We start from the raw sequence: 12,951 nt of genomic DNA on the forward strand, positions 1-12,951 counted from the left end.
CTCCCGGCCCGCCCCATCACCTTCCGCCGGAGAGGAAATGCCGGCCATTCCGGGGCGGCCGCCGGTGCTCTGCCCCGGCTGCCCCCACCGGGGGATATTTTATGTGCTGCATAAATTAAAACTGCTGGTTACCGGGGATATCGGCTGCTACACCCTGGGCGGCCTGCCTCCCCTGGAGGGCATGGACACCTGCGTATGCATGGGGGCCAGTATCGGCATGGCCCACGGGTGTGAACTGGCCGATCCATCCCTGGCCGAACGTACGGTGGGGGTCATCGGCGACTCCACCTTTTTCCATTCGGGCCTTACCGGACTGCTGAACATGGTTTATAACAACGGGCGCGGGACGGTGATCATCCTGGACAACCGCACCACGGCCATGACCGGCCACCAGGACCACCCGGGCACCGGCAAAACCCTCATGGGCCGGGACGCGCCGGCGATAAATCTGGAGGCGCTGGTGCGTGCCCTGGGCGTCAGAAGGGTGCAGGTGGTGGATCCCCTGGATGTGGCCCGGCTGACGGCGGTGATCAAAGAGGAACTGGCTGCCCCCGAACCGTCGGTAATCATTGCCCGCCGTCCCTGCGCCCTGCTGCAGAAAGAAAGGCGACCTGCGGTGGCGGTCGATGCGGAACTGTGCACCGGCTGCCGGGCCTGCCTGAAATTGAGCTGTCCGGCCATTTCCGTTCGGGAGCAAAAGGCGGCGGTGGACGCCATCACCTGCACCGGCTGTGGCCTGTGCGTACAGGTGTGCAAATTCGGTGCCCTGCAGGAAGGGGGGCGGCAAAATGGCTGAACGGTTACAGCCCGTGGACATCCTGATGGTGGGCGTGGGCGGTCAGGGTACCATCCTGGCCAGCCGCATACTGGCCCACGCGGCTGGAGCCGCCGGGTACGATATCAAGGTGTCGGAAATCCACGGCATGGCCCAGCGGGGTGGCAGCGTGGTCACCCAGGTGCGCCTGGGGGAAAAGGTCTATTCCCCCCTGATCCCCGAAGGGGAGGCCCACTTTCTCCTGGCCTTTGAACAGCTGGAGGCGCTGCGCTGGATTAATTACCTGCGGGCCGGCGGGACGGCCATAGTGAACAGCCAGGTCATTTACCCCGTGCCCGTCCTGGCCGGGAAGGCTTCCTACCCGGAAGGGATCATCGGGCACCTGCAGAGGCGTGCCCGCACCCTGGTGCTGGATGCCCTGGAGCGGGCGGTGGCCTGCGGCAACGCCCGGGCGGCCAATGTGGTTTTGCTGGGGGCCCTGGCCCGGCAGATGCCCATTCCGGTTGCTCTCTGGAACGAAGCCCTGGATAGTTGTGTTCCTGCCCGCTTCCTGGAGGTAAACCGGTCCGCCTTTCAGGCCGGTTACCGGCTGGCATAATTTATCCCCGGGGGGAGTACGGGTGAATGACGGGCATGAGCGGCGCAAGGTGCTGGATCTGAGCCGGTACCGCGAGAAAGACAGGGCCCTGCCCGGCCTGCCGGCCGGGCAGGAACGGGGAGCGGGCAAAAGGGCCCCGGGGAAAAAGCTGCCGGGTATCCTGGGGGAGCGCCGGTGGTTGTTGCTGGCCCTTCTCCTGGTGGCGGCCATTGATCTCATGCCCACTCCCCCGGGATTGTCCGTGGCCGGCAAATATGCCCTGGGGCTCTGGGCCTTTGTGGTCGTTTGCTTTTTGACCGAGGCGCTGCCCCTGCCCATGACGGCCCTTTTCATCGGTTCCTACCAGATTTTCACCGGCATCGGTACCTTCCACGAGGTGCCCCGCACCTTTATGGACGATGCCGTTATTTTCATCATGGGCGTGCTGATGACCGGGGCCATGCTCATTAAATACAACATTCACAACCGGGTTACCCTGTACATGCTGCGTTTAAGCGGCCCCCGCATCGAACGGATTATACTGGGTATGGTGGCCTTTTGTGCTTTTGGCGCCGCCTTTATCACCGAGCATGCGGCTGTGGTGATCATGCTGCCCGTGGGCGTGGGGCTGGTATCCCTGTGCGGCGGCTATCAAAAGGTGCCCAACCTGGCCCGGTTGCTCATGCTGGCCATTTCCTACGGCGTGATTATTGGCGGCGTGGCTTCTCCCTCCGGGGGGGCCCGCAATGCCCTGATGATTGGTTTGTTAAACAGCCTGGGCCTGAACGTGGGCTACGGGCAATGGGTGCTCATGGCCGCGCCCTTTACCCTGATTATGATTCCGGTGGTCACCTACTGGCTCTTAAGCCTTTACCCGCCGGAAATTTCCGATTTGAGCCGGGCCGTGGGATCCATCAAAAAAGAGATGGAAGCGGCCGGTCCCATGACCGGCCGGGCCAGGGCCATGCTGGCCATTTTCCTGGCCGTGCTGGCCGGCTGGGTTTTCCTGGGCCATCGTTTCGGGGTGGGCAACATTGCCATGGCCGGCGTCATACTGGCGGCGGTATTCCGCCTGGTGGACTGGAGCTACCTGCAGTCCAAAACCCAGTGGGGGGTGGTTTTGCTCTACGCCGGAGCCATTTCCATGGGCAGGATGCTCATCTCCACCGGCGCCGCCACCTGGCTGGCCGGGCAACTGCTGCACCTGGCGGCCGCCGCGGAAATGACCGAGGGGCTGCACCTGCTGGCCGTGACCGCCTCCATTACCGCCCTGGTGACCAACACCATGGCCGACGGCCCCACGGTGGCCGTCCTGGGCCCCGTTTTCCTCAAGGTGGCTGAATTGTCCCATATTTCACCGGTGGCCACCGGTGTGGCCACTTCCCTGGCCGCCGCCTTTTCCTTCCTTTTGATCATCGCCACCCCTGCCAACGCCATTGTTTACGGACCCGGCTTTTTGCGGCCGGTGGACTTTTTAAAGGCCGGGGGGGTGCTTTTCCTTTTGTCCCTGGTGCTGCTCATCGCCCTTCTGGCCAACCTGTGGTGGCGGGCTATCGGGATCTGGTAACAAATGAGAAAAAAATTTTTGATTGTTACATATTGCACTTTTACCGGAAGGGTGCTATATTATCGTTAAGAGAGGGTGTAGGGCAAAGGGGATAGTGAAATATAGCACATACCTTGCCCGTGCTGACCTGACGGTGGTGAACAAAGGTAGTGAAAAGGCAGCATTTTCAAGGGTTTTTTATTAAGTCGGGCGACCGGTGTAATGACAAAAGCGAGGATAGTGACAAAAGGTGCATACCGGGAAGCACACCGGTTGCAGTGACAAAAAACAGACCATGCGTCCGGGAAGCAACTTGCCAGCATCCATGACCATTGTTCTTAAAACCTGTAGCGGTCACTGGATCCGGCGGCGAATCTTCCCGGAAGGGTCCTGACCGGCCGGTGCTTTTCCCTCCCCGCCGTGGTACCTGGGTGGAAAAGCCTCGGTATACATAAAAGGGATTTACTCCAGAGTGGCCTGTCATCTTACAGGGGGTGATGCACCCGTGTTTTTTCGCAAAATAATCAGCCGCAGCGGGGGAAAGGAATACGCGTACCTGAAACTGATCGAAAACTACCGGGAAGGCAGCAAGGTAAAACAAAGGGTCATCGCCAATCTGGGAAATATGGAAAACCTGACACCGGAAAAAGTGGAGAATCTCATTGAAGGGCTGGCCAGGGTCTGTGGGATTTCCCGTCGCCCGGCCCGGGTGGAGGCCCGCCGTATTTTGCGCTACGGCGAAGTGCTGGTCCTGCATCATTTGTGGCGGATTCTGGACATACCGGGAGCCCTGGACGGCATTACGGGCGGGAAAAAGGGCGGCGGTGAACTGTCCCTGCTGCTGGAACTGATGACCATCAACCAGGTGATCAAACCGCCCAACAAACAGGTGATCAGCGACTGGTGCCGGTGCCTTTACCTGCCGGATTTGGAGGGTAAGGAACTCCTGGAGCAGCACTTTTACCGCGCGCTGGAACAGGTGGCGGAAATAAAAGATGCCCTGGCCGGGGCCCTTTTTCACCGGTTGTCCGCCCTCATTCCGGTGGATACGGGAATCACCTACGCCTGGCAGGTCAATGCCGTACTGGAGGCGGCGCCGGCGGGCCCGCCCAACCTTTCATTCTACAGCCGCTATTTGCTGGAAGAGCCGGCGGTGGAAAAGAACGTGCAGTTTCTTTTGCTGGTCAGCGGCAACGGTATGCCCCTGGATCATTATCTCCTGCCGGAAGTGGCCGGTGAAGGTTTCTGGCGGGCCGTGACAAATCGCATTCACGAGGGCTATGGCGCCCGGAGGGTTATTTTTGCGGGCGACCGCCGGGTACCCACCAATCCTTACCTGGAAGTGCCGGTGGCCCTGGGTCTTCCCTACCTGATCCGCCGCTCCGTGGAGGAAATCTGGAACGGCCGGGTCGATCAGGAGGAACCCGGCCCGGCAACGGGTTTTGTCCAGGTGGACCAGGATCTCTGGTTCAAGGAAATGGGGGCGGACGGTATACGCAGGCTCATCTGTTACAGCCCGCAGGCCGCCCGGGAAAAAATAGCTTCCTTCCGGGAGCACCTGAGCGCCCTGGAAGGACAGTTGCAGGAACTGCAGCGGAAAGGGGGTCTGTCCGCGGAAGCGCCTGTTTTAAGGGATGACCTGTGCCGGGAATTTTTTAACTGGCACGTGGACCGGTCCACCGGGGAATTCAGGTATCGCCGGCGGGAGGACCGGATTGCCCGGGAAGAAAAGTGTGCCGGAATGCTGGTTTTGGAGACCAATGTCCCGGAAGTGGGGGGCGCGGAACTGGTGCGGGCTTACCTGGACATGAAGCTTTTAGGCCGGGGGTGCCGGGAAATCCGCAGCTTTGAACACCGCCCCAGGCAATATTACCAGGAATTAAGCTTAACCGGCAATCTGGTGGTCTGCGTGCTGGCTCTTCTGCTGGAGAGGGTCATGGAAAGGCTTTTGGCCGGCGCGGGATTGAAATTGACCGCCCGCCAGGCTCTGGCCCTGCTGGAAGAAGTGCAAATGGCCATCAACAGGGTGGACGGCGTGGAAATGAAATCGGTAACCCCTCTGCAAAGAATCCATCAGGAGATTTTGCGCGTTCTGGGGATAAACAACCTGCAGCAGGAAATCGGGTAATGCTGCAGCGTGAGAAGGAGGGAAGGCCGATGGAAAAGAGGGTGCGGGATATAATGATTCCCATCAGGGAGTTACCCACCATGCCCCTGGAAAGCCGGGTGCGGGAAGTGGTGGCCGTTTTGTGCGCCACCCTTTCAGCCGGGGCCGGACGGGGATATGGAACGGCAGTGATCATTCTGGAGGGGACCCGGGCGGTGGGCCTGGTGGGTATCCGGGAAATCATGCAGGCCATGGAACCGGTGCTCTTTAAAAACCAGACCTACGCCGGCTGGTCCATTGACCGGGAAGCGGTGCAGCCCGTGTCGGCGCCCGGGTTGTTTACCAGGCGCTGTACCGAACTGGCGGAACGGCCGGTAAGGGAAATCATGCTGCCCCTTACCCACCGGCTGGAAGCCGAGGATCACCTGGATAAGGCCCTTTATTTCATGGTGGCCGGGGGAATGGAAGTCCTCCCCGTCTGGCAGTGGGGCCTGCTGGTGGGAATAATCCGTTTATGGGATCTTTTTAAGGAAGTGGCCGCCCTTTCCCTGCCGGGCAGGGGGCAGGCCAGGGTAATCGCCCTGGCCGGGCGGAAAAGGCGTCACCCGGCCGGGCTTTCCAAAATGTCCAGGGGATTCAATTGTAGTGACTAAAAAATACCCATATTAGTGAACAAATTCACAATCCTTCGCGGCAGTTTGGATGGCGCAGGTAAAGGGTTCCGGCGGAAGCCGGGCGGAGTAATTATCACCACCGATGTAGTGTCAAGAACCGGTGAAAGGGGGTATGTGGGGGACCCGGGGCGACGGAGGTTGCCCGGGAACGAAAAGCAACAGGGCTGGCTAAAGGTATATTCCCAGCGTGCGTAGTCCCGCAGGCAAAATGGTCGACAAGCACAAAACAGAAAAAGATAATCGGGGGGTATTATTCATGGGTATTCTCAAAAGAATGGCCGGGGCCGGGCTGAAGACCGGCGAGGTCCTGGCGGCCATGGGCCGGGCGCAGGCCAACTGGGAACTGGAAATGAGCCGGGTCATCCTGGGCCGGCGCTGGAAACTGCTGCTGGTGGCTCTTCTCCCGGTGCTGCTGGGTGTGGGTATGGAAATGGCCACGGCGGCCTCCCTGCCCGGATATATAGGCGGGGATAAGGCTTATATGCCCAGTTTCGTCACCACCAGCATGTTTGTGGGCTCCATTTTCGTGGGCATCATGGCCGGATTGATTACCGGAGTCATTGGCGCCGGCGGCGGCTATGTGCTCACCCCGGCCCTGATGAGCATCGGGGTGAAAGGAATCATGGCCGTGGGCACCGACCAGTTTCACCTCTTTGCCAAGGCCATCATGGGTACGGTCATCCACCGCAAGATGGGCAACGTAAACTTCTGGATTGCCGTATGGTTTGTGCTGGGCTCGGTTACCGGCGCTTCCGTGGGTGGTGTGCTGAACCGGTCCATTTATCAGAAAAGCCCGGCCCTTAGCGACGCTTTTATCAGTTCGGTTTATGTCATCATGCTGGGCATTCTGGGTGCATATGCGCTGATGGATTGGGTGCGGGCCCGGAAAAGTTCCGGGGCAGACGCATCCGGCCAGGCAACCATCACCAGTTTTGCCAGATGGCTGCAGTCCCTTCCTTTGAAGCCGCGGGTCAGGTTTGACGAGGATATGGTTCCCGGTGGCCGGAGCCTGGCGGTGTACCCCATTATCATCTGCGGCTTTATCGTGGGCTTCGTGGCTTCCATCATGGGCGTGGGCGGCGGCTTCCTCACCTTCCCCATGTTTGTGTACGGTCTGGGGGTATCCACCTTTACCACCGTGGGCACGGACATATTGCAAATAATCTTTACCACCGGCTATTCGTCCATCGTCCAGTATGCGGCGTACGGCTACGTATTTTACAGCGTGGCCATGGGCATGCTCCTGGGCTCCCTGGTGGGGGTGCAGCTGGGGGCCCTGGTGACCAAGATGGTCAAGGGGGCAACCATCCGGGCCTTTTACGCCCTGACCATTCTGGCCGGTTTTGTAAACCGCATCTGCGCGCTGCCCGGCAAACTGAACAGTGTGGGCTGGATCAATCTCAACGCCTCGGCGGCGGCAATAATTAACAGCGTGGGTACCGTGATCTTTTTCGCCCTGGTGGGTATCTTCTCCCTGTGGATTCTGGTGGCCTTCTTCAAGGGCGCGGGAAGGATCCGGGAGGCCGAACGGGCAGCCCTGGCCGGCAGTGGCAGTGTGGGTGCGGGTCATTGAAGTCCCCGATAAGGAAAGGAGTGTGTGCAGATGATAATACACAAACGGGAATTTTTCATCGGAATGGTTTTGCTGCTTTCCTTCCTGGTGGTGCTGGGTGTGATGATGAGTCCGGTCATGAACGGAAAAACTTTTATAGCCTACGCCGACGAATTGTTTAATGCTCTGACCAAAGGATCCACCTACGCCATACCTTCGGTGATGAAAAGTGCGGAAAAATATACCGGGAAGGCATTCCAGACAACCCTTAAAGCCAGGGACGACAGGGAAGCGGAACAAATGAGCCGCCTGTTCACCGCTGCCGGAGCCACGGTGAAAGCCGACGGGGTGAAGCTGGCGGTGAGCGGGGACCTGGGCAGGGTGGCTAAAGCGGCCCTGTCCGACGCGGACATGGAATTCAAAAACCAGGGCAGCAGCTTGAAAGAACGTTACGGCATGGAGTCCCGGCAGGCCATCTATTACTGGTGGAACCTGTTTAGCGCCCTGCAGAAGCAGTACAAGGCGGAAGCCATGGCACCGGAAATGTCCTTCACCGGATCGGTCATGACCAAGGCTCTGGAGCCGGCCTATAACTTCGAGGGGATCCCCGCCACCAGAGTGGCGGAAAAACCGGGTATTACCGTATTCATGCTGGGGTTTTACGTTATCTATACCATCTGGTACGGTTTCGCCATGATGTTCATTTTCGAGGGACTGGGTATAACGGCCACCGGCGGTCAGAAGGCGGAGGTATGAAAAAGGTTTGAGCGGTTGTGGAAATACCGGTTGGATGTTTTCCTCACCCCGGAACGGGGTGTTTTTTTATGGCATTGTATCGCAGGGGTTCGCCTTTCCGTAACTATTTAGTCAAACCGGTGCAGGCACGGCGTTGTCCCGCTCACTCCTTGGCTTTCGCGCCGACAGTACCACGGCGAAGCAATGTGGCCGGCTCTGGCTCGTCTTTCGGATTGCCATCGTTACTATTACCATACTACCTTACTTTTTTTGCCCGATGTGATTCTGTCACGTTTCTAAAGACGATTTTCGTTGGCGTCCTCGGGAGCCGGGCCGGCTCGCCGGGTACTGTTACCGGCGCTTCGCAATGTCTTATCGCTTAAGGACAACGCCGTGCCTTTATATTAATCACCGGTTTCAGTGAAAACTTACGCCCTTCCTTTGTTTATGCCCGCTTTGTGCTTGCGAAAACAATCCTTTTGTCACCGGCCTATTGATTTCTGAAAATTCTTCGATATAATATAATCAAAGGGCCGGGGATATTGTGATAGTTCCATCTTGCACATATCTGTCACTACATAACGCCCCCGGTTTGTCACTACCGGCCGTATGCGACCGGAAAGAAATTAAAAATCACTGGGGGTATATCCAATGAAAAGAGGACGTTCCCTATCACCCTGCTCTCCCGAACCCCGCTGGGTGGCGGACCTGTCCCTGGCGGTGGATATTGTGGGTGTGACTGCCATTGTCAACCTGACCTTTGTATTGCTGGCCAAGGTCTTTATGAACGATTACTATCAGAAGGTAATGGATTTCCTTTTCCGCTGATTTTTTATGTGGTACAGGTAACCGGCTGAAATGACGCCCGTCGCAGGCCTGTTTGTCCACAGGCCCGGCGGGTTTTTTATCACTTGAAAATATTAAAAACCCCCTTTTGGATGGAAGGAAAACAGGGTATAATAATTAAAATTCTGTTAAGAAGACGTTGCCCAGCTCAAAGGTGAAAGGATGATTGGTATTGCGCAAAGAGGTACTGGTAACCGTACGGGGGACGCAGACCAATGACCTGGGAGAGCGGGAGACCATTGAACTGGTGACCAAGGCCAACTATTATCAGAAAAACAGTTCTTATTACATCGTGTACAACGAGTCCGAGATTTCCGGCATGGCCGGCACCACCACTTCCCTGAAGGCCGAGCCCAGCCGGGTGACCCTTAACCGCATGGGCACCGCCGAGGTAAAGCAGGTCTTTGAGGAGGGCATTCACCATGAGAGCAACTACGTAACCCCTTATGGTGCCATGTGGGTCCGGGTGCTGCCCTGGAAGGTGGAAGTTGACTTGACAGAGGTGGGCGGAAGTATTAATCTGGAATATGAACTGGAAATGTGCCGGGAAAAGATCGGTTACAACGAATTATCCATTACCGTGCAGGAGGTCTAGGTCTTTTAAGATGAAAGGTATTGTCCAAGAGGTGAGGGAACAACTGGCCGGCGCCCTGAAAGAGGCGCTGGCCAGGGCTGTTTACCGGGGTGCCCTGCCCCGGGTGGAAACACCCGACTTTGTGGTGGAAGTGCCCCGGGAGAAGGAGCACGGGGATTTTGCCACCAATCTGGCCATGCTTCTGGCCAGACCGGCCAGGCTCTCCCCCCGCCAAATTGCCGGGACGCTGGTGGATAACCTGGAACTGACCGGGATGCCGGTGGAGAAAGTGGAGGTTGCCGGACCCGGTTTTATTAATTTTTACCTGCCCGCCAGTTGGGTCCTGCCCGAACTGCCCCGCATTGTGGAGGCCGGTCCGGATTACGGCCGGGTGGATCTGGGCCGGGGCACCCGGGTGCAGGTGGAGTTTGTCAGCGCCAACCCCACGGGTCTTTTGCACATGGGCAACGCCCGGGGTGCGGCCCTGGGGGACAGCATCGCCGCCATCCTGGACTTCGCCGGCTACCGGGTGACCCGGGAATATTATATAAATGATGCCGGTAACCAGATCGATAATTTCGGCCGTTCCCTGGAAGCCCGTTACTTCCAGCTCCTGGGCCGGCCGGCGGAAGTGCCGGAGGAGGGTTATCACGGGGAGGATCTGGTGGATACGGTGCGGGGCTTTATAGCCCGGTTTGGCCATACCTACCTGGATGTACCGGAAGAAAAGAGGCGCCAGGCCCTGGTGGACTACGCCCTGCAGGAGAAACTGTCCGCCATCAAAAAGGCCCTGGCCGATTTTGGCGTGCGCTACGACGTGTGGTTTTCGGAGAAAAGCCTGCACGATAAAGGGGCGGTGCAGGAAGCCATTGATATCCTGCGCCGGCGGGGCTACCTGTACGAGCATGAAGGGGCGCTGTGGTTCAAGGCCACGGCCTTCGGGGTGGAAAAGGACGAGGTGCTGGTGCGCAGTAACGGCGTGCCCACCTACTTTGCCGCCGACATTGCCTACCACATGGACAAGTTTCGCCGTGGGTTCCAGCGGGTGATCAACATCTGGGGGGCCGACCATCACGGCCACGTGGCCCGCATGAAAGGGGCGGTGGCCGCCCTGGGGTACGATCCCGCCGCCCTGGATATTTTGATCATGCAGCTGGTGCGCCTGTACCGGGGGAAAGAAATTGTACGCATGAGCAAACGTTCCGGCCAGTTCGTCACCCTGGATGACCTGGTGGAAGAGGTGGGTAAAGACGCCGCCCGTTACTTCTTTGTCATGCGCAGCGCCGACAGTCATCTGGACTTCGATCTGGATCTGGCCCGGCAGCAATCCAACGAAAACCCGGTTTACTACATCCAGTACGCTCACGCCCGGATCTGCAGCATTTTGCGCCAGCTGGAGGGGGGCAAGCTTCCTCCGCCGCGGCAGGTGGATTTATCCCTGCTCAAGGAGGAGGCGGAGCTGGCCCTGGCCCGGAAGCTGGCCGATTTTCCCCGGGAGGTGGCGGCGGCCGCCCAGGATCTGGCGCCCCATTACCTGGCCCGCTATCTCCACGAGGTAGCCGGCCTGCTGCACAGCTTTTACAACAGTCACCGGGTGATCACCGGCGATCAGGCCCTGACCGGCGCCCGTTTGCTGCTGGTCAACGCCACCCGCACCGTGCTGAAAAACTGCCTGTCCCTGCTGGGCCTGTCGGCGCCGGAGCGGATGTGATGGGGTGGTTATTAAAACAACAAAAAACGCATTGACATGCCCTGCGGCCATGACTAGAATAGATAAGGTATGTAGAATACGCAACACAGGATCAGGAGGCTTTTTATGGCCAAGTTTATTTTTGTCACCGGTGGAGTGGTATCATCCCTGGGTAAAGGAATAACCGCCGCCTCACTGGGGCGCCTGTTGAAAAGCCGGGGGTTGAAGGTGGCCATCCAGAAACTGGACCCGTATATCAACATCGACCCCGGCACCATGAGCCCTTACCAGCACGGCGAAGTCTTTGTCACCGAGGACGGGGCGGAAACCGACCTGGACCTGGGTCACTACGAACGATTTATCGACAGCAATTTGAGCCGTAGCAGCAACGTGACCACCGGCGGCATCTACTGGTCGGTGATCACCAAGGAACGGCGGGGCGACTACCTGGGGGCCACCGTTCAGGTAATCCCCCACATCACCAACGAAATCAAGGAAAGGGTGCTGCGGGTTTCCCGGGAATCAAACCCCGACGTGGTAATCACCGAGATTGGCGGAACGGTGGGGGACATCGAGTCCCTGCCTTTCCTGGAGGCCATCCGCCAGCTGCGCACCGATCTGGGGCGGGAAAACGTCCTCTATATCCACGTCACCCTGGTGCCCTATTTGAAAGTAGCCAACGAGTTGAAGACAAAGCCCACCCAGCACAGCGTAAAGGAATTGCGCAGCATCGGCATCCAGCCCGATGTAATCGTCTGCCGCACGGAAAAACCCTTTTCCCGGGATCTGGAAGAAAAAATCGCCCTGTTTTGCGATATCGAGCCCCGGGCGGTCATTCAGGCGGTGGATGCCCCTTCCATCTATGAAGTGCCCCTGATGATGGAAAAGGAGGGGCTGGGTGAAATAACCGTGGAGCGTCTGGGCTTGACCTGCCAGCCCCCGGATTTGAGCGAATGGGAGGATATGGTCAACCGGATGAAAAATCTCTCCCGGGTGGTGACCATCGGCCTGGTGGGTAAATATGTCTCCCTGCCCGACGCCTATTTCAGCGTGGCCGAGGCCCTGCGCCACGCCGGCCTCTTCCACGGCGCGGCGGTGGATATTCACTATATTAATTCCGAAGAGCTGGAGCAAAGGCCGGCGGGGGGATTCCTGGACCATGTAGACGGTATTTTGGTCCCCGGGGGCTTTGGTGACCGGGGCATTGAAGGAAAAATTAATGCGGTGCAGTATGCCCGGGAAAATGGGACTCCCTTCCTGGGCATTTGTCTGGGTATGCAGCTGGCGGTGGTGGAATTTGCCCGTAACCGGCTGCACTGGGAAAGGGCCAACAGCTCCGAATTTGATCCCCATACTCCCTATCCGGTAATCGATCTCCTGCCCGAGCAAAAGGAACTGGACCGCATGGGCGGCACCATGCGTCTGGGGCGGTACCCCTGCCGCCTGCTCCCGGGCAGCCTGGCCCACCGGGCCTACGGGGAAGTGGATACTATTTACGAGCGGCACCGCCACCGTTACGAGTTAAATAACGCCTACCGGGATGATTTATCCAGGGCAGGGATGGTTTTTTCCGGCACCCGCCCGGACGGCTACCTGGTGGAAATTATCGAACTGCCCGGGCATCCCTGGTTCGTGGGTACCCAGTTCCATCCCGAGTTCAAGTCCCGGCCCAACCGTCCCCATCCCCTTTTCCGGGATTTTATCGGTGCCGCCCTGGCCTGCCGGGAAAAACGAAAATAAAAAGGCGGAATGGCCGCCGCCACTTTAGTAAAGACTAGGGAAACGGGTTGTACAGTAAAGCAGCTATTAATTAATGCCGGTGATTGTTATGCATTTGCCGGCGGCATAACTCCGGTGGTGCCGGGTAGTGGTTGG

11 protein-coding genes are annotated in these 12,951 nt (G+C 58.4%); all 11 read left to right on the top strand.

What is annotated here, in order from left to right:
- Positions 1-796: thiamine pyrophosphate-dependent enzyme (locus tag GFC01_RS12785; RefSeq protein ID WP_194174946.1), on the top strand; the 796-nt coding region annotated here is incomplete at its 5' end.
- Positions 789-1,373 (top strand): indolepyruvate oxidoreductase subunit beta, encoded by a 585-nt coding sequence (locus tag GFC01_RS12790; RefSeq protein WP_152947512.1) that lies wholly within the window; start codon positions 789-791, stop codon positions 1,371-1,373. The genes GFC01_RS12785 and GFC01_RS12790, both read left to right, overlap by 8 nt.
- Before the next feature lie 22 nt (positions 1,374-1,395).
- Positions 1,396-2,919 carry an SLC13 family permease gene (locus GFC01_RS12795; RefSeq protein WP_341473964.1) on the top strand — a complete coding sequence of 508 codons (1,524 nt, stop codon included), beginning with the start codon at positions 1,396-1,398 and terminating at the stop codon, positions 2,917-2,919.
- A 484-nt stretch (positions 2,920-3,403) separates the two neighbouring features.
- Positions 3,404-5,026, top strand: a complete 1,623-nt coding sequence (locus tag GFC01_RS12800) for an IS1634 family transposase (RefSeq protein WP_341473965.1) — start codon at positions 3,404-3,406, stop codon at positions 5,024-5,026.
- A 29-nt stretch (positions 5,027-5,055) separates the two neighbouring features.
- Positions 5,056-5,658: a CBS domain-containing protein gene (locus GFC01_RS12805; RefSeq protein WP_152947514.1), complete on the top strand. Its 603-nt coding sequence runs from the start codon at positions 5,056-5,058 to the stop codon at positions 5,656-5,658.
- 277 nt (positions 5,659-5,935) lie between these two features.
- Positions 5,936-7,252 (top strand): sulfite exporter TauE/SafE family protein, encoded by a 1,317-nt coding sequence (locus GFC01_RS12810; RefSeq protein ID WP_152947516.1) that lies wholly within the window; start codon positions 5,936-5,938, stop codon positions 7,250-7,252.
- 30 nt (positions 7,253-7,282) lie between these two features.
- On the top strand, positions 7,283-7,987 hold the full coding sequence (locus GFC01_RS12815) for a hypothetical protein (protein WP_152947518.1): 705 nt from the start codon (positions 7,283-7,285) through the stop codon (positions 7,985-7,987).
- Between the two features lie 630 nt (positions 7,988-8,617).
- On the top strand, positions 8,618-8,794 hold the full coding sequence (locus tag GFC01_RS12820; RefSeq protein WP_152947520.1) for a hypothetical protein: 177 nt from the start codon (positions 8,618-8,620) through the stop codon (positions 8,792-8,794).
- A 190-nt stretch (positions 8,795-8,984) separates the two neighbouring features.
- Entirely contained in the window at positions 8,985-9,407 is a 423-nt protein-coding gene (locus tag GFC01_RS12825; RefSeq protein ID WP_152947522.1) for a YwiB family protein, read from the top strand.
- A gap of 10 nt (positions 9,408-9,417) precedes the next feature.
- Entirely contained in the window at positions 9,418-11,097 is a 1,680-nt protein-coding gene (gene argS / locus GFC01_RS12830) for an arginine--tRNA ligase (RefSeq protein ID WP_152947524.1), read from the top strand.
- Positions 11,098-11,202: 105 nt separating this feature from the next.
- On the top strand, positions 11,203-12,816 hold the full coding sequence (locus GFC01_RS12835) for a CTP synthase (RefSeq protein ID WP_152947526.1): 1,614 nt from the start codon (positions 11,203-11,205) through the stop codon (positions 12,814-12,816).
- Positions 12,817-12,951 lie beyond the last annotated feature (135 nt).

The organism is Desulfofundulus thermobenzoicus, from assembly GCF_009428905.1.
Lineage (GTDB): Bacteria > Bacillota > Desulfotomaculia > Desulfotomaculales > Desulfovirgulaceae > Desulfofundulus_A > Desulfofundulus_A thermobenzoicus.

Bases quoted from the DNA above. Each gene is read 5' to 3' on its own strand.
- GFC01_RS12805 (WP_152947514.1), top strand. From the start codon at position 5,056: ATGGAAAAGAGGGTGCGGGATATAATGATTCCCATCAGGGAGTTACCC.
- GFC01_RS12790 (WP_152947512.1), top strand. From the start codon at position 789: ATGGCTGAACGGTTACAGCCCGTGGACATCCTGATGGTGGGCGTGGGC.
- GFC01_RS12820 (WP_152947520.1), top strand. From the start codon at position 8,618: ATGAAAAGAGGACGTTCCCTATCACCCTGCTCTCCCGAACCCCGCTGG.
- GFC01_RS12810 (WP_152947516.1), top strand. From the start codon at position 5,936: ATGGGTATTCTCAAAAGAATGGCCGGGGCCGGGCTGAAGACCGGCGAG.
- GFC01_RS12815 (WP_152947518.1), top strand. From the start codon at position 7,283: ATGATAATACACAAACGGGAATTTTTCATCGGAATGGTTTTGCTGCTT.
- argS (WP_152947524.1), top strand. From the start codon at position 9,418: ATGAAAGGTATTGTCCAAGAGGTGAGGGAACAACTGGCCGGCGCCCTG.
- GFC01_RS12835 (WP_152947526.1), top strand. From the start codon at position 11,203: ATGGCCAAGTTTATTTTTGTCACCGGTGGAGTGGTATCATCCCTGGGT.